General features: G+C 38.0%; 20 protein-coding genes and 1 other annotated feature. Of the genes, 4 read left to right on the top strand and 16 right to left on the bottom strand.

Going from position 1 to position 18157, the window contains the following annotated elements; translation table 11 throughout:
- Positions 1-2: 2 nt before the first annotated feature.
- From M3175_RS11000 to M3175_RS10980, 5 genes are all read right to left on the bottom strand, one after another.
- Positions 3-575, bottom strand: a complete 573-nt coding sequence (locus M3175_RS11000; protein ID WP_251518865.1) for a hypothetical protein — start codon at positions 573-575, stop codon at positions 3-5.
- A gap of 9 nt (positions 576-584) precedes the next feature.
- Entirely contained in the window at positions 585-1496 is a 912-nt protein-coding gene (locus M3175_RS10995; protein ID WP_251518863.1) for a ParA family protein, read from the bottom strand.
- 151 nt (positions 1497-1647) lie between these two features.
- Positions 1648-2073 (bottom strand): hypothetical protein, encoded by a 426-nt coding sequence (locus M3175_RS10990; RefSeq protein ID WP_251518861.1) that lies wholly within the window; start codon positions 2071-2073, stop codon positions 1648-1650.
- A 139-nt stretch (positions 2074-2212) separates the two neighbouring features.
- Complete coding sequence (locus M3175_RS10985) at positions 2213-2869, bottom strand: CAP domain-containing protein (RefSeq protein ID WP_251519206.1); 657 nt, start codon at positions 2867-2869, stop codon at positions 2213-2215.
- Positions 2870-3211: 342 nt separating this feature from the next.
- Positions 3212-3709, bottom strand: coding sequence for a hypothetical protein (locus tag M3175_RS10980; protein ID WP_251518859.1), 498 nt, complete (start codon positions 3707-3709; stop codon positions 3212-3214).
- A gap of 764 nt (positions 3710-4473) precedes the next feature.
- Here M3175_RS10980 and M3175_RS10975 point away from each other — a divergent pair.
- Positions 4474-5793 carry a prolyl oligopeptidase family serine peptidase gene (locus M3175_RS10975; protein ID WP_251518850.1) on the top strand — a complete coding sequence of 440 codons (1320 nt, stop codon included), beginning with the start codon at positions 4474-4476 and terminating at the stop codon, positions 5791-5793.
- Between the two features lie 177 nt (positions 5794-5970).
- The gene (locus tag M3175_RS10970) at positions 5971-6351 is read left to right on the top strand and encodes a hypothetical protein (RefSeq protein WP_251518848.1); all 381 of its coding nucleotides are present in this window, start codon (positions 5971-5973) and stop codon (positions 6349-6351) included.
- Positions 6352-6425: 74 nt separating this feature from the next.
- Here M3175_RS10970 and M3175_RS10965 read toward each other — a convergent pair whose 3' ends face one another.
- From M3175_RS10965 to M3175_RS10925, 9 genes are all read right to left on the bottom strand, one after another.
- On the bottom strand, positions 6426-7457 hold the full coding sequence (locus M3175_RS10965) for an NADH:flavin oxidoreductase/NADH oxidase (RefSeq protein WP_251518846.1): 1032 nt from the start codon (positions 7455-7457) through the stop codon (positions 6426-6428).
- Between the two features lie 36 nt (positions 7458-7493).
- Positions 7494-7808 carry a thioredoxin gene (gene trxA / locus M3175_RS10960; RefSeq protein ID WP_251518844.1) on the bottom strand — a complete coding sequence of 105 codons (315 nt, stop codon included), beginning with the start codon at positions 7806-7808 and terminating at the stop codon, positions 7494-7496.
- Positions 7809-7824: 16 nt separating this feature from the next.
- Positions 7825-8187, bottom strand: a complete 363-nt coding sequence (locus M3175_RS10955) for an IDEAL domain-containing protein (RefSeq protein ID WP_251518842.1) — start codon at positions 8185-8187, stop codon at positions 7825-7827.
- Between the two features lie 51 nt (positions 8188-8238).
- Complete coding sequence (locus M3175_RS10950) at positions 8239-8538, bottom strand: iron-sulfur cluster assembly accessory protein (RefSeq protein ID WP_251518840.1); 300 nt, start codon at positions 8536-8538, stop codon at positions 8239-8241.
- Positions 8539-8603: 65 nt separating this feature from the next.
- Positions 8604-9023 carry an RrF2 family transcriptional regulator gene (locus M3175_RS10945; RefSeq protein ID WP_251518838.1) on the bottom strand — a complete coding sequence of 140 codons (420 nt, stop codon included), beginning with the start codon at positions 9021-9023 and terminating at the stop codon, positions 8604-8606.
- A gap of 1220 nt (positions 9024-10243) precedes the next feature.
- Positions 10244-11935, bottom strand: a complete 1692-nt coding sequence (locus tag M3175_RS10940; RefSeq protein WP_251518836.1) for a 2-isopropylmalate synthase — start codon at positions 11933-11935, stop codon at positions 10244-10246.
- Between the two features lie 46 nt (positions 11936-11981).
- Positions 11982-12204: a binding site (T-box leader), on the bottom strand.
- A gap of 189 nt (positions 12205-12393) precedes the next feature.
- The gene (locus M3175_RS10935; protein WP_251518834.1) at positions 12394-13491 is read right to left on the bottom strand and encodes a D-TA family PLP-dependent enzyme; all 1098 of its coding nucleotides are present in this window, start codon (positions 13489-13491) and stop codon (positions 12394-12396) included.
- An 82-nt stretch (positions 13492-13573) separates the two neighbouring features.
- Positions 13574-14998 (bottom strand): amino acid permease, encoded by a 1425-nt coding sequence (locus M3175_RS10930; RefSeq protein WP_251518832.1) that lies wholly within the window; start codon positions 14996-14998, stop codon positions 13574-13576.
- Positions 14999-15106: 108 nt separating this feature from the next.
- A complete protein-coding gene (locus tag M3175_RS10925; protein WP_251518830.1) occupies positions 15107-15256 on the bottom strand; it encodes a hypothetical protein in 150 nt (49 codons plus the stop codon).
- A 317-nt stretch (positions 15257-15573) separates the two neighbouring features.
- On the opposite strand from M3175_RS10925, the gene M3175_RS10920 reads away from it, so the two are divergent.
- Positions 15574-16068: a metallophosphoesterase family protein gene (locus M3175_RS10920; protein ID WP_251518828.1), complete on the top strand. Its 495-nt coding sequence runs from the start codon at positions 15574-15576 to the stop codon at positions 16066-16068.
- 35 nt (positions 16069-16103) lie between these two features.
- Here the strand turns inward: M3175_RS10920 and M3175_RS10915 are convergent, their stop codons facing one another.
- Together M3175_RS10915 and M3175_RS10910 are read right to left on the bottom strand one after the other, a co-directional pair.
- Positions 16104-17168 carry an NAD(P)-binding domain-containing protein gene (locus M3175_RS10915; protein WP_251518826.1) on the bottom strand — a complete coding sequence of 355 codons (1065 nt, stop codon included), beginning with the start codon at positions 17166-17168 and terminating at the stop codon, positions 16104-16106.
- 328 nt (positions 17169-17496) lie between these two features.
- Positions 17497-17658 carry a hypothetical protein gene (locus M3175_RS10910; RefSeq protein ID WP_251518824.1) on the bottom strand — a complete coding sequence of 54 codons (162 nt, stop codon included), beginning with the start codon at positions 17656-17658 and terminating at the stop codon, positions 17497-17499.
- 76 nt (positions 17659-17734) lie between these two features.
- Here M3175_RS10910 and M3175_RS10905 point away from each other — a divergent pair, with 76 nt between their 5' ends.
- On the top strand, positions 17735-18127 hold the full coding sequence (locus tag M3175_RS10905; RefSeq protein WP_251518822.1) for a DUF2243 domain-containing protein: 393 nt from the start codon (positions 17735-17737) through the stop codon (positions 18125-18127).
- The last annotated feature ends 30 nt before the right edge of the window (positions 18128-18157 follow it).

Raw genomic sequence — 18157 nt, 5'->3', positions numbered from 1 at the left:
TTTTATCTTTCTCTTATTCCCTTTCCCCTCAGTCTCGCACCGACAATAGATTCCACAATTCTTGATTGAATGTCTTTCTTTTTATTGGTAGGGTCGATGTACACATTTAGTGTCTTGGCTAGCTTTATTAAGTTTACTTTGGTTTTAAGAGTCGCATGGTTGTTAATTAATGTTTTTCCTTCCTTAATCGTTTCTATTTTTTCAAGTTGTTGTTGAATTTCTTGGAACTCCATTGACTCCTCTCCTACTTTTACTGTTGCTTTACCAAAATGAGCGACTATTTTATTCGTAAGTACCGCTTTTGTATCTGTTGATTTCATTGCTATTTGAAAGTACTTACAAATGGATATGAGCGACTTTTTTGTATGATTTTTAAATAGCTGTTCTATTTCCTTTATATCTTCTGCTTTATCAATCTCTTCTCTAATTTGTTCATAAGGATCGCTTTCGGTTGAGAGTTCTTCATATTGAAGAGTTGCTTTACCTGTACAGAGTTTTAGAACCTGGTCCTCAGACAAATGTCGGATAGTATCCAACATCAACTGTAGAATTTCTTCAACATTCTTTTTTGCCATATACTCCTCCTATAAATTAGCCATTTGCCGTATTTCTATGGCAAGATTTTGAATCTCTTTAATCACATCTTCTTGTTGCCTTGTCACTTTTTTTAACACTACTGGTATGCCAGACTGAGGGGCATCCGCATAAAGTGTTTTATTTTCACGCAGAAAAGAAGTGAAGATATGAAAATCAGCTCTCACTTGTCTCATGTACTCTTGTTGAATGGTGATCGGCTTTTTCCCATTGGTGGAGATCATCGTAAACACTACTCCGAGCATCTCTGGAGATATCACTGTTAACTGGTTAGTGTCTCCCTGGCGAAGATGGTGATTGTACTTATCTTTTAAAATATGGATATGTCGGATTAGAGTATGAATGCCAAGGGTGGATAAATAATCTGCTTTTGCAGGAACTATGTAATAATCGCTCGCCACCATGGCGTTCTGCGTCACAATATTAAAATTCGGAGGACAATCGATTAAAATTACATCATATTCTTCTCTAAGAGAATCTAAATTTCTTTTTAAGAGCGATAATACACGTAAATAATTGCTACTAATCGCGCGATCCGTTGGTCCACCGAGTCTACTTGATAACTCCATGTCCACATGAATTAATTCTAAGTGAGAACAAATGAGATCTATTTTTCCATTTTGATTAAAAAAAGAATGAAGCTTGTTGTTGACTTGATAAGGAGTAATAACCGAATTTCTCAAGGGTGCGTTCGCGTTATGATCTAAAAATTCATCATACCAGTCCTTAATGGTTCGTTTCTGTTGGTCCAAGTTCCGCCACTCTTCAAAACTTACAAATGAAAGAGTTAAGTTCGCTTGCGGATCTAAATCAATCAATAGCACTCTCTTTCCCTGATGAGCTAGTTCTGCCGCTATGTTAGATGTAACCGTTGTCTTCCCTACCCCACCTTTATAATTCATGATGGAAATTATCCCAAATTCATCGCCCCCTGTGGTCCGTTCGTAGTCTCCCAGTTTTATGTATATGCGATGTGGATTTAATTCTTTCTTAAGAAGCACGCGTTGTATTTCAATTGGGAGTTTCAGTCCTTTACCAAGAGGGTAAAGACCATTACCCAGACATTAACCCTTTCTTACTCCGGTATAAGGGTGGAACGATTGTAAGGGTTTCCTCCATTCCATAAAGATCTTGTATATATGGGACCATTTGTTGAAGCTGGTCTTTTAATTGATACAGTAGTTGCTTCCGTCGTTCGATTTCATCGCTGTCTGCGCTGTCCATCCAGGTGGATGCTCGTACCCATGTGCGCATGAGTCGGTCCAATTCTTCGATGTTTTGATAAATGGCAGACAAATAGTATTTTAGTTGTTTTTTTGCTAAGGGGAATTGTTGCAAGGTTGATAGTGTTGAGAATAATACCGTGTTTGCTCCATTCAGCAGAGGGGTCATTTGTTGTTCAATGGGGGTATGACTAACCGGAAATTCTTTCAGCAATTCTTGAATCATTCGATAGCTTTTCCACACATGCTTTAACATGTAAACACCCTCCTAATATTGACTACTCGTCTGAATGACCTTCTAATTCTTTCATTGTATGTTTGGGACAATCATTCTTATGTCAATGAAGGGTATTAAAAAGAGCGTATCCTTACAGATACACTCCATTAGTAAACTCTTATTTACCGATAAACATCTGTGTCCAATAGTTTCCTGACTCTACATAACCTACTCCAATGTAATTAAAGTTTGCATTTAAAATGTTTTTACGGTGTCCTTCGCTATTCATCCATGCTTGTACAACTTCTTCTGGTGTTCTTTGACCCATCGCAATATTTTCACCTGCATTTTGATAAGAAACGCCAAACTGCTTCATCATATCAAAAGGTGAACCATACGTTGGGCTTGTATGACTAAAATAGCCGTTTTTTGACATATCAAGTGACTTTTCGCGAGCTACTTTACTTAGAGCCGTATCAACTTTTAAAGCAGCTAAACCGTTCTTCGCACGCTCTTGGTTAGTTAAATCAACTACTTTTTGTTCATACACACTTAATGCGCTTGTTGTTTGAGTGGTTTGTGTTGGTTCGGTTGTTGTTGGCTGTTGAACAGGTGTTTGTGTCGTTGTTGATGTATTTGGATTAACCTTGATTCCTAGATTTGCAAAATACTTTTCTAGATAGCTATTTAATTCGTTTAAGTTGGAGCCCTGATACACATAGACCTTTTGTTGAACAGTTGTTGTATTTTCAGCAGCACTTGCTTTTTCTACCAATGGACTTGCTACGGTTAACGCTGCCGCTGCTGCTACTGTAAGAATGATTTTTTTCTTCATCATGTATTCTTCCTCCTAAAATCAATTGGTCGTTCATGACAAATTCATCGTATCATACGATTTTTGTCATATTTCAGGAAGGAATTTACAGTTTGAACTTCTATCATACAAAATGTTGTAAGGAAGACGTTATTGACCATTTTCGTAAAAGGGATTTATTCGTTTATTATAGCTTGCTACCATATTTCTATAAATTTACTATTATTTTCAAGTAACACCAATAATTATAGTAAAAATGGATATTGACAGGTTTTATTTATAAGTAGTTGTATAACAAATATTTCAATATAGTTTCTAACTTTACAAAAAAACTCGTTTTGATAAACGAGTTTCTGTTGAGAGCTATTGAGGACACAAAACGGTGATCTGATAAGGTGTAGTTTGAGCAGGAATACTCATAGTGGAAGGTCCATAGATGACAATTAAATCACGATTCGCTGGGTTTAGTGTAAAAGGTTGACCATTCGTTAATAACACTGGTGTATAAGGTGAAAGATTTAACTGCAATTGTCCATCCCTGCTCACCAACTGACTATTAAAATAATCCACTTTGACATTTCGATTGGTTGCTTCTTTCACCATAACCAGCGCCTGATACTGTGGAGGATAAATAAGAATCGTTGGTGCATTTCCATCATAATACCCCGTTACACGATCTCCAACGGCCACAATGGCCTGATCAACAAAATACGTCCTTGAAGAAACGACGAAATTTACAACGGCTCCCGTTGCATTTACAACCGAAATGAATTTATTACACCCTGCTGCTTCTCCATTTTGACCCGTGTTAAAATCACTAATCATCGTAACCGTACCTTGAAAAGAATAAAAATTTATCATTTTCATAACCTCCATTGAAAAATAGCACATGATGAACAAGTATCCTACATAACTCTTCCTCACTAATACCTATGTTTATGAAATATGATTAAAGAAGATGAATCTTTACAAAGTTGAACCTCAGCTAAGGAAAAGGTGCTAAACAAAATCCAGATGTTTAACAGCTTTTTCCTTTTACATATGATTAATATACTTTCGTTGCTTCATATTGAAAGTCTATCAATTGGTAATTCTGTCTTTGCTACATATCTCTTGGGGTATTGCTAAATTCCGCAACTAAAATAACTTGTTTTATCTGAAAAATGCTCCCTTTTCCCCCTTTTGACCGTTTTTCCCACTTAGCCAAAAACTCTGAGCAAAATTTGAAGGAAAAGTTTTCGGAGTTTAAGAGATTGAGAGAACAAAACATCACAAAGCTAAAAGAATGGGTTGATCCAGACAAACATCTTGATATAACTAGCATCCATCCTATACTCATCTACCCTCAACACAACACTCTTCATGATTCCATTTTGAATATTGTACAACATTTTAGGTAATAGGACTCTTGCAAATTTTATATTTGTTTTAATTTTCTGAATATAATAAAAAATTACTTGTAAACACAATAAATTGCTATTTATCACTCTTATCCTATCGTCGCCTTCATGATAACCTTTTGTTGTAAGGGCTTACATATTATCTATTAGAGGAGGGTTTATTTTTTCCTAATGTAGTGTTTCTCTACCTATTACTTGTTAACACAAAGGAGGAAAAAGAAGAATATGTTAAAAACAATGAAAAAACGTGTAAAATCTGCAATGATGGTAACTTTTGCTGCTGCCATGACCTTTTCTTTCACAATTGATACATCCGCTGCAAAGCAATTAGACACAAGCTCGTCCACGTATCGAACCGTTACAGAAATTGAAGACTGGGGCGCCGCTATTACAAAAGTCATCGTCAATATTAACACCCCTATTCCCCAAAATTCAGTTACCAAAGATACGTTCAACGTTCATGTAAAAAGAAGTGATGATAGATTGGCCAATCCTTTTTTAGAGGAAGGCTATCGAAAGGTCACTAATGCTTATGTTTCTGATGCAAATGGAAACCCAGCTGTAAGAGGGAAATATGTTGTATTAGAAATGGAGATTGGGCCTACTGTTTCATTAGGGTCGGCACTCAATTATTCTCGATTTAATGACTGGGTTGATAGTGAATATACGATTACTCAAGTGAACGATATTGTATACAATTCAGGAAAGATTTCAGGATTAGTCGTCACTTCAAGTGATGGGGGAACTCGAGAGTTAGTTGACGATTTCTCATCTGGAAGTTTCACACATGAAGGCACGACTTTAACTTTTGCAAACTATGAACCTCAAAAAACAAAAGGAATAGAAAAGAATCCACTAGTCATTTGGCTCCACGGTGGTGGTGAAGGTGGAACAGATGCAACCATTCCTCTATCGGCAAATAAAGCGACTGCTTTTGCATCTGAAGAAATTCAAGCCTATTTTGATGGCGCTCATGTATTAGCCCCTCAAACACCAACAAGATGGATGCAAGGTGTTTCAGGCTCTGCTGATGGAACATCCATTTATCAAGATGTTCTTATGGCATTAATTGAAGATTATGTAGCCAATCATAAAGACGTGGATCCTAATCGCATCTACATTGGTGGAGCCTCTAACGGCGGTTATATGACCATGTTAATGGTTCGTGATTATCCAGGATACTTTGCTGCTGGCTTCCCTGTTTGTGAAGGTTTAAATGATACGTTAATTTCTAATGAAGATATTCAGGCTCTGAAACAAACGCCACTTTGGTTTGTTCACGCGAAAAATGACACCACTCTTCGACCTGAACAAAACACTCTCCCAACTTATAACCGGTTAATTGCTGCGGGTGCTACCAATGTTCATTTATCATTGTTTGACGATGTACGTGACACGTCAGGATTATATAAAAACACAGATGGTACTCCATACCAATACCCTGGACATTGGTCTTGGATCTATGTATACAACAACGTACCAACTACTATGATCGACGGGAAAACAACTACTATTATGGAATGGATGGCTGCCCAGTCAAAATAATAGCAACACTCAGAAGCATATATCCTTTATGCTTCTTTTTTTTTGACCATATACCTCTCTACTGAATCCGCATTTTTACTTGCAGAGTGATATCCCAAAATATTAGATATAACAGTTAACATAATACAAACTAGTGGAATATCTTGGATTATATAATAAAAGAGGAGGAGAGTTTGAGTGAATAATAACAATCAAACGAATCCGTATCAGGCCCAAATGGTTCAACAGCCTGACCAAATGAAAAATTTATGTCAAATGTATATGAACTATCATGTTTTCGGACAACTAACGGATGGCTCACAAATCGATGGAATTATCGATAGCATGGATGACGAAGGCGTCACAATGTTAATGCCTGAGGAAATTGATGAAGAACCCATGTCAAGGCAATATGGCTATGGATATAATGACGATTATGATGATTACGGTCGCCCACGCAGAAGAAGATATCGTCGATACCGTAGACAGCGCTTCCCATATGGATTACTATATACACTATTTCGATATCCGTATTACTACCCGCCTTATCCTTATGGGTATGGTTACGGAGGATACTAATAAATCAATTTACCACCATAATTTTACACGAAAAGCGCTCAAAGATGATCTCTGAGCGTTTTTCAAACATATCCTTAATTTCTCGGAAAACCAGTTACATATTGCTTTGGCAATGCTACTTCCTTCTTTAATACCGTTGCAGCTTCAATTGCCCAATAAGGATTTCTTAGCATTCCTCTTCCCACCGCAACTAGGTCTGCGTCTTCATTTCCAATTACAGAGTTTGCAAGCGATGGTTCATCTAAACGCCCAACGGCAATAACAGGAACATCTAGTGCTTCTTTGATCGCTCTTGCAAGTGGTACTTGATACGCCACATGTGTACCAGGTTTACCTGCAGCAGCAATTGGTCCTTCTCCACCCGCACTTACGTGGAACATATCTACACCCGCTTGTTGGAATACTCTTGAGAACTCAATGCTTTCGTTAATACCATATCCACCTTCCACATACTCCCTAGCAGAGATTCGCATGATTAAAGGCATATCTTCAGGCATTTCGCTCTTTGCAGCTTCTATAACTTCACGTCCAAATTTTGTTAGTTCTTGACCATATTCATCGGTTCTTTTATTCGTGAATGGAGAGGTGAATTGATGGATCAAATATCCATGTGCCCCATGAAGTTCAATCACGTCAACCCCCGCCTGTACTGCACGACGAACGGCTAGGCGGAACTTTTCAACCATTTCTTTTACTTCTCCTGTAGAAAGTTCTCTAGGTGTTTTTGAATTTTCATCAAACGGAATAGCAGATGATGAAACGGGTTCAGCCGCATCTTGCGCTTTACGCCCAGCATGAGCAATTTGGATACCCACCTTAGCACCGTGCTGATGACAAGCTTCCACAATGCGAGCAAGTGCAGGGATTTGTTCGTCTGACCATAATCCTAAATCGTAATCACTAATGCGGCCGTCTGGCTCTACGTCTGTCATTTCAATAATGATTAAGCTAGCACCTCCAATGGCACGACTTACATAATGTACATAGTGCCAATCTGTAGCAATTCCATCCTTATTCGTTACAGAATATTGGCACATGGGTGGCATAACAACACGGTTTTTTAATGATAGTCCTTTAATTTCATAAGGGGTGTATAAATGTTTCATAGTTAACTCCTTTTTGGTGCAGGGCACGTTTTTTTATTAAAGATGATTAGTTATTACCTCAACTAAATTTTCCTTAGGTTGAAATCCTATTACCTTTTCGACCACTTCACCATCTTTAAATAGTAGCAGGGTTGGAATACTCATGACACCAAATTCTGCTGTTGTGACTTGGTTATCGTCTACATTGAGCTTAGCAATTTTAACTTGGTTTCCCATTTCTTCATTGATTTCTTCTAGAACAGGCGCGATCATTTTACATGGTCCACACCAAGGTGCCCAGAAGTCAACAAGGACTAACCCGTTGCTTATTTCATTTTTAAACGTATCATCGGTAATTTTCACAATGCTCATTCTTATCCCTCTTTCTTTAGATGTTCTGTCTTTTTTCTATGCGATTAATCTCTGTTTTATTAATCATTTGTGCTTCAAGTTTGGTTGGCTGTGTTAACAAGGAGCTAAGTTCCATAAACCATTCTTTGTCCTTGATCAAAAGTGCAATATCAATTAAGGATAGGATGGATTCCTTGGAATAGGTTGCGGATGTTTCTAAGCGTCTCATTTTCAAAGGATTCGCTGAAATCACCTTTCCCTCCATCTCTTCATTGTCACTCTTGATGATTCTGACTTTCATGTTTGGTGAAAATGGTTCATCACTATGAATATAGCCATGAAACAATTCCCCATAGTTTGTTTTCCCTCTTACCCAATCTCCCACTTGGAAAGGTTTCATCTCGTTGCACCACCTTAACTGTAATGTTTTAGTTTACATTTTAACTAGTGATTAATGCTGGTGAAAACCTGTAGATGGATTCGTAATCATAAATTCTTCCTTTGGTAAAAAGAAGTACTGAATCCATACGCCATCTAAAAAGCTTTCACGACGATCTAACAAAATATCAATTTCTTTGTCGGTTTTTACAATCTCATCATGCTCGGTTGGAGTATCTAGCTTCAGGTCAAAGTGCGCGTGATTGACATGATTTTCTGTCACATATACGCGAACCATTTTTCCTTGTGCTTCTTCCGTTTCCAACATCTTTTTTAATACCTTTGCTGCGTTACGATTGATTTTTACTTTCATGGGTAGGTCTCCTTCTTCATCATCTGTAATGATTTTTATTACATTTATTCGAAAAAGAAACAAAGCTAAAAAGTTTCTTTTTGTTTCACAAGTTCAACGACTTCTTTTATCGTATATTCTTTCAAATATTCACCGAGATGTTCTTCCGCCCCCATAAAGATGGAGAACAAAACGCTCTTCATATTCGCTCCGACAATGCACTGACCGTTAGAATCTGTACATTTTGGCTGGAGAGCACCTTCAGAAGTGATTTGATAAATATCCCAAAGATTGACCTGATCCAAGTCCAAGGCAAAAATAAATCCGCCACCTGTACCTTCCTTTGATGTGATAAAACCATTCTTCTTTAACAAGCTAAGCACTTTTCGAATACGAACAGGATGCACTCCTGCACTTTCCGCGATGTACTCACTAGTTGACATTCGGTCCGGCTGCAACGCCAGAAGAGTTAAACTGTGAATGGCAAGGGTGAAATCACTATTCATGCGTTGCCTCCTTCGAATTGGTTTTAAATCTTACTGTAATAATATTCGTTACAGTAAAACATGTCAAGTACATAAGCCTATTCTAAGAAAAAAATCATACAGAACAAATAGCACATTCTAATTAAGTAGTTGGTTGGTTTACAGTCATGTATTTTTATCATCCTTTTTTAATTCAAATAGCTTCGAAAGAATGTAGTTCAAAGTAAAAACAACAAACAAAGATACGATAAAATACAAAATTCCTTTTGGCATAAACATATTGTAATAGTAGAAAAAGATCGTACAGACTATAGATAATATTAAATATTGATAAAAGGTCTTCATATACACTCCGTCATATTAGTTTCTCTACAAAGATTTAAACACTTACAAACACTGAATAAATAAACAACAAAGTTAAAACAACTATGGTGACATATTTGGAGATTTGTTTGAGTTGTTCACTATCAAAAGTCTTTATCAGTAAATACAAATATCCAATTACCCATATCCCGTTCTGAAAAAAGTAGATATTATGTTTCTAATCATATTTATATTAAAAATTAAGTCCAATAGATTTCCTCCCAAAACTAAATTATTGAAATTAAAATGTTATTATGAACAATTTTCATTTCCTTTTTCTTATGATCTTTTTTCTCCAGTATGCATTACCAACAATCAATACTAGTACTCAATTAAGAGTAGAAACAGTTATTTATTTTATTTTTTTGTAAAATTAGTCTATAATAAGGATAGATATTCCAAATACTAAAAATAAGCGCAGTGCTCGTAACACTACGCTTACCTTGACAACGCATTATCGCAGAATGATGCGATTGGCTAGATCATTAGTGTTTTCTGAGTAGAGCCCACCTGTCCGCCAAGATCAGGGTGGGTTTTACTTTTTTATTTTATCAATTAAAAGTACGATAAGAGTTACCAGCGCTATCATAAACATTCCGGTATTCAAATCAACGATAGATATCACCTCCCCCAACGGAAGGCTCAATCGCCCCACCCTGCCTATATGCAATTGTCTACTCTATTATACCACAATAAACATACGCTTTTTTCCTATGAAGGGGAATTTTGGTACATAAGTTGTACTCTACTTTTGTTAAAATTACTAAATAGTCTTTCCTTTCAGGAGATACACAGAGAGGAAGAGGCAAAGAAGAATCCTTTCATCAATAAAATTTAAAAAGCCTAAATCAGCATAATGATTTAGGCTAGCTTATCTGTTAATTATGGGCAATGGCTTCTATTTTCTGATTGCTTTTCACTAATGAATTCACAGCACTAAACAACGCACGGATGGATGAAGTCATAATATCTGTATCAATTCCACAGCCCCAATGAACGATGCCGTTTTGATCTTTTATTCCAATATAAGAGACGGCATTCGATTTCGAGCCGATTTCTTGCGCGTGCTGTTTGTACTCCAAATCTGCAAACTCGATACCGAACTTGGTTTGGAGAGCATTGCTCACTGCATCCAATCGTCCGTTACCTACACCCGGTAGCTCCAGTTCATTTCCTTCATATTGTACCGTTACCATCGTATCATAGTTTTCATTTTTTGCCGTTTTTGAATGGATGAATTGAATTGGATCAGAGATATTCACATAGCCATGAATAAAGATATCGTAAATCTCACTTGGCATAAGCTCTTTGTTTTCATGATCGGAAACATTTTTAACAGCATAACCAAAGTGTTCACGCATTTTTGGTGGAAGATCAAAGCCGTATTGCTGCTCTAAAAGATAACCAATTCCACCTTTACCTGATTGGCTATTGATGCGAATAATATCTCCCTCGTATACTCTTCCAATGTCCTTTGGATCGATTACTAAGTAAGGAACATTCCATGCGATATTTTCCTTTTCTTCACGCCACTTAAAGCCCTTTGTGATTGCGTCTTGATGGGATCCAGAGAACGCTGTAAATACAAGCTTCCCAGCATATGGATGCCTTTCATGGACCTTCATCTTTGTTAAGCGCTCGTACGTTTCCATGATTTCGATGACATTTTCAAAATTAAGCTTTGGATCCACTCCGTGTGAGTATAGGTTTAAAGCTAATGTCACGATATCAACATTCCCTGTTCTTTCACCGTTACCAAAAAGTGTTCCCTCAATTCGTTGTCCTCCTGCTAATACCGCCAATTCGGCATCAGCAATTCCGCTCCCACGGTCATTATGCGGGTGAATCGATAGAATTACGTTGTCACGATAGCTTAAGTGATCACTAATGTATTCGATTTGGCTAGCATACACATGTGGCATTGAGTGAGAAACCGTTGCTGGTAGATTAATAATTACTTTGTTCTCAGCAGTCGGTTGCCAGACATCAAGGACTCGATTACAAATATCTAAGGCAAATTCCATTTCCGTACCGGTAAAGCTTTCGGGCGAATATTGGAAAACAAACTCCCCTTCAGTTTCTGCCGCATACTTCTGAAGTAGCTTCGCACCCGTTACAGCAATATCAATGATTTCTTCTTTTGATTTTCTAAACACCTGTTCTCTTTGAGCAACAGAAGTTGAGTTATATAAGTGGACAACTGCTTTTTTCACACCTTGAAGCGATTCGAACGTTTTCTTGATGATGTGATCTCTTGATTGTGTTAGCACTTGGATCGTCACATCGTCTGGGATTAAGTTTTGCTCAATTAATGTACGTAAAAATGTGTACTCTGTTTCAGAGGCAGCTGGAAAGCCAACTTCAATCTCTTTGAACCCAATTTTTACGAGCAATTGGAAGTACTCTAGCTTTTCTTCAAGCGTCAACGGAACAACCAACGCTTGGTTTCCGTCCCTTAAATCAACACTACACCATAAAGGAGCATCTGTAATGTATTCCTTCTCCATCCACTTCATGCTTTTGACTGGAGGCATAAAATAACTTCTAGAGTACTTCTCAAATTTTTCCATTGTCACAACGACCTTTCTTCAGAAAATATAAAAAGCCCATCATCTCATAAGAGACGACAGGCTTTGCCTACGTGGTACCACTCTTTTTGGTTTGTTCATACGAAACAAACCCACTTTATGACTTGATTACGGTTGTCATCCGTTAAGGCCTACTACCACTTCAGCCTTACCACTTCTGGGCGAGTTGGGGGATTTATTGACTGTCTTTCACCAACCGACAGCTCTCTAAACAATAAATGAACCTTAATGCTCCCATTCACTGTGTTTCAACTTTTTAAATTTTCTTAATTCTATTACGAGTGATGGGATAAGTCAACCGGATTTTTGAAAAATTTTCATTTGTGCAAAAATAATGTATATTTAGAGAACGCTTACTCTTTTATAAATCAGACCTTTGAAATAAGGTTGGGACTCAAGTTGTTCTAACGAAATCATCTTTTGTCTGAACAACCCTTAATTTACTTAACCATCCCCCGAGCATCCACCTTCCATACATCAATCACTCGACCATTTTCGTGTATTATATATTCATCAAACTGGTTGACCACGGTACATGCATGGTTCGGTATAATTTGTACTTTATCATTAAGCTTTAAAGACGCCTCCTGTAACAAAACGCCAACTCCATGTTCTTCCGACAAGCGTTCAATCACGATTTCTGGATGTCCAATTACATGTCCAAATCCAGTTACGGTTTGATTTCCATGCGCCCCTTTGTCTAAGCAAAGTGATTTACTCCCTGTATCGAAAATAACGCGATTCTTGTAGACTCCCACTACTGAAGCAAGTAATGTTAGTGCACAGCGGCCGATCGACGTCACTCCCAACCCAGCCTGAATCGCATCGAAAAACACCGCATTTCCTGGTCGGATTTCTGTCACTCCTGTAACTTTTCCAGCAATCTTATAGCTCGGTGTTGAACCGACACTACGAACAGGTATTCGTATACCCTCTTTTTCGCACTCATTGGCACTTTCTACAACGGCTAGTCCTTCTTGATATCCAATCGTTTCGATCTCGTCCATTGTTTTTGCAGCATAGGAATGCCCTGCGTGGGTAAAAATACCTCCAAGCTTTAACTTAGAATGACTCATGATCGCCTTTGCTAAGATGACTGCGTCCTTTCCTGGTTCGACTCCACATCGATTTAGTCCAGAATTTACTTTGATCCACACCTCAAGTGTAAAGGGAGTTTGCTCTAACTCAGTCTGCAAATACGATAAAGCTTTCGTCTGATCAACAGCTATCTTAAGTTGTACTCCCTGCTCAAGGAGTTTGACTAATCGTTTGATTTTATCGGGACTTGAGATCGGATACGCGATTAATATGTCTTTGATCCCACCTGCAGCCATGACCTCTGCCTCACTAATTTTCGCCGTCGTAACCCCAACAGCACCCGCTTCCATCTGTAGCTGAGCAATTTTTATTGACTTATGTGTTTTCATATGTGGGCGGTAAACAATTCCTTGTTCTTTTGCAAAGGATGACATTTCGTATATGTTTGTTAATAGCTTTTGATAGTCTAGAAGCAATGAAGGTGTGTCTAACTGGTTCATGCTTTCCCTCCTTTAGGTAATAATTACCTTCATTATACAAAAAGAAACTCCTCTTGAATGAATACAAGAAGAGTTCATGAAATTATTTTTTATCCTTATCATTATCTCCATATAACTCCTCAGAAAACTCCGTTGCAAAATTTGATTGCAGCGTTCCACGAACTCTATTGTCATTTTCTTGTAATCCACCTCTACGACTAACAACAAAGTACGTTAACGAAAAGAACGCTACCATACTTATCCCCGTTACCAATCCAGCTGTTTGCCCAGGAATTAACGGCATACTGAGTAACACAATGATCAAACTGACCAAAGCAATCCAGGACGTATATGGAAATCCAGGCATCTGACAAATGCCACCTGGAGGACAGCCGTTCCTTTTTCGATAGCGTATATGACTGGCCATAATTACGGCATAAGTGAAGATTAAAGCAAAACCACCTGATGTAATTAATACTAGATAGGCTCTCGGAAACATCAGACCGAATAATAAGCCGGCGAGCATCGCTAAGCCTGAAAATAATATTCCTCGATAAGGAACATCGGTATTGTCTTTTAATTCTTGTGGCGCGTGACCCTCAATCACAAGGGACCGAATCATTCTTCCTAATCCAAATACGGCTGACAGCATGGCGGAAAGAATGGCTGATATTAATACAAGGTTCAATGCTGTCCCTGCCCAGCCAATTCCCCAGCGAGTGAGTGATGCGACCATGGGACTGACATTTTCACTCAGGAGAGCGGTCGGGATAAGTGGGAGTAACACCAACACGTATAGCAGATACAAACCCACTAAACACAATACCGTATTTCGAATCGCTTTCGGGATCGTGTCAGTAGGATTGTCTGCCTCGGTTGCAGCGAGGGCAATAATTTCAAATCCTGCATATGTAAAAATAACTAACAGCATGCTCCCTGCAATTCCACTGATTCCTCCTGGCATGAGAGGCTGTCTCGTAACTTCGCCTAATCCAATTGCTGAGGCGCCAGGGAACACTCCGAAAATCAACCCTAACGCTGTAAGAATAAAAAAGATAATCGCGAACACCTTGATTGCTGACAATCCGCTTGTTAGCTTCCCAATTTTATCTACGCCTAATAAATTGATGAGCGTTATTCCTACAATGATTGATCCACCAAGCCAAGCGATCGACACGTTCGGATACCAATTGCTAATGAGCATTGAAATCGCTGTTGCTTCGCTCGACATCGAGAGAATCGTACCTGTCCAGTACAACCACCCAACGACAAAGCCTGTCCCATGACCAAGTTCTCGAGCAGCAAAGGTACTAAACGATCCAATTGTTGGACTTCCTACCGTCATCTCTGACAACGCATAAAGGATAAAATAAACAAGTGCTCCCCCTAATATAAACGATATTAATATCGCAGGTCCTGCCGCATTAATGGCCACCGATGATCCAAGGAAAAAGGAACCCCCGATGACACTTCCTAACGCCATCATCGTTAGCTGCCAAGCAGACAACCCTCTTCGTTCTTTCTTCATTCACTTTTCACCCATTTTCTTCATAATGTCCTGTTATTATTTGCGCAAAAGGTGAAAGGATACAGTTTAAGAAGAGTTGTTAAATATAGACAAAAAAAACTGACCTCTTTAGTCAGCTTTGTTCTGTTTATGCATTTCCACTTCATCTCTCATTCGCTCTTCCTCTTCATCCACACTGATTCGGGCGATTTGTTCAATTAGCTGGTGATGGACTTGATCCATGTCTTCTTGGCACTGAAATGCGTCTTTTTTAGTCAAGGTGGTTACACTCCTCTTTTGACAGATACGGTTACGAATATTATCCAATAAATTGGATGATCTTATTCCCTGTTCCATATTAGATAATAATCCTTGAAGAGGATGTGGTAAAATTGGTTGGAATATCCACTTTTGTATAGTATTTTCAATTAAGGACATGTTATACATACGGGTGTTATTCTGTATACATAGGACCTAAGGGGTTGATCTAGGTGTGTGGCGCCCTAGGATTTAGTTGAATAAACGGGGTACTAATTTTTAATATTGTAATTGATAAAGCTGCTGATATATAGGAGATTACACACAAGAGGAACAATATGAAAATTATCGTCATTTCCGATACACATATGCCTAAAAAAGCAAAAAGACTCCCTCTCCAGGTCGTTTCAGAGTTACAGCAATGTGATTTAATCATCCATGCTGGAGATTGGCAAACCATAGAGATTTATCATGAGTTGTTACAATACGGACAAGTAAAAGGTGTGTTTGGGAATGTAGACTCTGAGGAGCTGCAAGGACTTCTTCCTGAAAAACTTGTAGTAGATATAGAAGGGGTTCGAATTGGAGTCGTTCATGGTCATGGCAAACGCTGGACTACGGAGAGGCGTACAATGGAAGCTTTTGCAGATGATCCCGTCGATTGCATCATCTTTGGTCACTCTCATATTCCTATTTTAAAGGTAGTTAATGGGATCCTATTATTTAACCCTGGTTCTTGCACGGATAAGAGACGACAGCCGAAGCCATCGTTCGGTATCATCACGGTTAAGGATGGAATTCATGCCGAGCATGTGTTTTTTAATAAAGAATAAGGAGAAGTCCTATGAAATACTTCTCCCTGTATTCTTTATTTATATAGTTTTAAATAACGCTCTAACTTTCGAATCACAAATTTCGCATCAGGTCCAGAGCCTCTTAGAGTTGCGGAAGCAAATGACCGTTGACCTTCTAACCCTACATAATAGAGACCTGGTACCACAGTGCTAACTCCACCTACATGTACGGGTTCTCCTGTTGAATCGATTGCTCCTATTTTTACTAAGTGACTCAGATGATTTTTATATCCAGTGGCAAAAATGACCGTATCTACCTGCTCCTTGTTTCCATCTGGCCATATGATCCCATCGCAATAAAATCTAGTAAACATTTTAACTTGGTTTGGATTTCCTTTATCCACTTGTTTTTTATATGGTCCAAGATCGAGGACTGGCTTCGTTTTTGGTGCGGTTTTGCCTAATCTCCAGAAAGGAAATTGATCAAATCCTGATAGTTTAAGCCAAACATGTATATCCTGACCTAATACTTTTTGTTTTTGAAAACGAACTGGCTGTCGTACAGCTAATGTGGTCTTACTAACTTTTGAAAGCTCAATGGCAATTTGCACAGCAGAATTTCCACTTCCAACAACAATGATTCTTTCATTAATAAAGGGGTCTGGATTTTTATATTGAGAGGAATGTAGGATACGTCCATTAAATAACTCACTTCCCTTCACTTGAGGGAGATAAGGATTTCGGAAAGTGCCGGTAGCATTGATAATCACTTTAGAATGATAGGTCTCTCCATTTTTGGTTTTAACAGTAAAAATATGATTGTTTTTCTTAACTGATAGAACCTGTTTCTTGATATGAACAGGAAGTTGAAATTGCTGAGCATATTCTGCTAAGTATCGAATTACTTCAGATTTATTTGGATATTGATTGAGATCACTAGGGAACTTCATTCCCGGCAATGATGAAAAATTGGCTGGGGAAAACAATTGAAGACTATCATAATAATGTGGCCAGGATCCTGCTGCAACGTTACTTGATTCTAAAATAACGAATTGATATCCCTTCTTACGTAAAAAATACCCTGAAGCTAAACCAGATTGACCTCCTCCAATTACAATAACATCCCAGATTTCACTCATATCCATCCCTCTTTTATTTGTATTATACAAGTATTTTAACCGAGTTAGAAATAACAAGTTGAAAATTGGATTCAATTGTCACACTGATAGAACACTAGAATATTACACCGTCATCTTCTTTTTCACCTTAACCTAGAAAACTCAATTCACTAACATTTACCAAGTTATGATAAGATTAACTATAAAATAATTATTTGTAAATCACAAGTAATTTTTATGAAGAAAATATAATATTGGTTACATTGCCTTCCAAAAAATAAAGACTGCCCCCTGATGGTCTGTATTCAAGGGGTAGCTCCCTTAGTTTACATAATAATATTATAGTTTCCTAAAGCTTTGTATCTGTACTTGAATCCTGATTCTTAGGTTTCCCTGTCTTTTTTAACTGAAAAAATACTTCCCGTATAGATGCAATGGCTATAAACAACATTCCTAGTCCGCACCAGATAAAAATGAGCCAATTAAAAAACTGAAATGTACCAAATGACATCTGATCCTTCCTTAACAGGTGATAGATAAAGAGGTATAATGAATGAGACTTTTTGGATAGAAATGGAGTTTTTTACATGCGAATTTTAGGAGCAGTTGTCGGTTTTTTTACAGTGGATTTTCTTTTTCATATTATAGATGCGTTAGCATTTGGATGGAAGGCCGATACCGCACCAGAGCGGATTGGTGCGGTTGGATTCGGGATCGTCATTCTTCTCTTACTAATGACCCTGTTTTACCGATTGTTTTCAAAATCCTTTTTCCATGGATTTATCGTAGCAACGGGTCTTTTCTTAAGTTTTGATATCGTCGTGTTTCATTGGGTCTTTCAGCTTCACCGAATTACTAGTGGTCCTGAGGCGAATTGGTTGGAGCCTCTGTTTGTTTTAGGGGGAACAATTCTACTTTTAGTTGGGATTAGAAAAGAGAGATCTGCAAGGATTTTAGAAGATAAAGGGATAAGTATATAAAAAGGTGTAAAGGACAGGAAATGATAACCT

Origin of the sequence: Robertmurraya korlensis (assembly GCF_023715225.1) — a bacterium.
Taxonomy (GTDB): Bacteria; Bacillota; Bacilli; order Bacillales; family Cytobacillaceae; genus Robertmurraya_A.
This window is presented reverse-complemented; position numbering and strand designations above follow the sequence as displayed.

Bases quoted from the DNA above. Each gene is read 5' to 3' on its own strand.
- M3175_RS10990 (WP_251518861.1), bottom strand. From the start codon at position 2,073: ATGTTAAAGCATGTGTGGAAAAGCTATCGAATGATTCAAGAATTGCTG.
- M3175_RS10955 (WP_251518842.1), bottom strand. From the start codon at position 8,187: ATGAAACCTTTCCAAGTGGGAGATTGGGTAAGAGGGAAAACAAACTAT.
- M3175_RS10920 (WP_251518828.1), top strand. From the start codon at position 15,574: ATGAAAATTATCGTCATTTCCGATACACATATGCCTAAAAAAGCAAAA.
- trxA (WP_251518844.1), bottom strand. From the start codon at position 7,808: ATGAGCATTGTGAAAATTACCGATGATACGTTTAAAAATGAAATAAGC.
- M3175_RS10915 (WP_251518826.1), bottom strand. From the start codon at position 17,168: ATGAGTGAAATCTGGGATGTTATTGTAATTGGAGGAGGTCAATCTGGT.
- M3175_RS10940 (WP_251518836.1), bottom strand. From the start codon at position 11,935: ATGGAAAAATTTGAGAAGTACTCTAGAAGTTATTTTATGCCTCCAGTC.
- M3175_RS10995 (WP_251518863.1), bottom strand. From the start codon at position 1,496: ATGAATTATAAAGGTGGGGTAGGGAAGACAACGGTTACATCTAACATA.
- M3175_RS10945 (WP_251518838.1), bottom strand. From the start codon at position 9,023: ATGAATAGTGATTTCACCCTTGCCATTCACAGTTTAACTCTTCTGGCG.
- M3175_RS10905 (WP_251518822.1), top strand. From the start codon at position 17,735: ATGCGAATTTTAGGAGCAGTTGTCGGTTTTTTTACAGTGGATTTTCTT.
- M3175_RS10965 (WP_251518846.1), bottom strand. From the start codon at position 7,457: ATGAAACATTTATACACCCCTTATGAAATTAAAGGACTATCATTAAAA.
- M3175_RS10975 (WP_251518850.1), top strand. From the start codon at position 4,474: ATGTTAAAAACAATGAAAAAACGTGTAAAATCTGCAATGATGGTAACT.
- M3175_RS10910 (WP_251518824.1), bottom strand. From the start codon at position 17,658: ATGTCATTTGGTACATTTCAGTTTTTTAATTGGCTCATTTTTATCTGG.
- M3175_RS10935 (WP_251518834.1), bottom strand. From the start codon at position 13,491: ATGAACCAGTTAGACACACCTTCATTGCTTCTAGACTATCAAAAGCTA.
- M3175_RS10950 (WP_251518840.1), bottom strand. From the start codon at position 8,538: ATGAAAGTAAAAATCAATCGTAACGCAGCAAAGGTATTAAAAAAGATG.
- M3175_RS10930 (WP_251518832.1), bottom strand. From the start codon at position 14,998: ATGAAGAAAGAACGAAGAGGGTTGTCTGCTTGGCAGCTAACGATGATG.
- M3175_RS10985 (WP_251519206.1), bottom strand. From the start codon at position 2,869: ATGAAGAAAAAAATCATTCTTACAGTAGCAGCAGCGGCAGCGTTAACC.
- M3175_RS10980 (WP_251518859.1), bottom strand. From the start codon at position 3,709: ATGATAAATTTTTATTCTTTTCAAGGTACGGTTACGATGATTAGTGAT.
- M3175_RS11000 (WP_251518865.1), bottom strand. From the start codon at position 575: ATGGCAAAAAAGAATGTTGAAGAAATTCTACAGTTGATGTTGGATACT.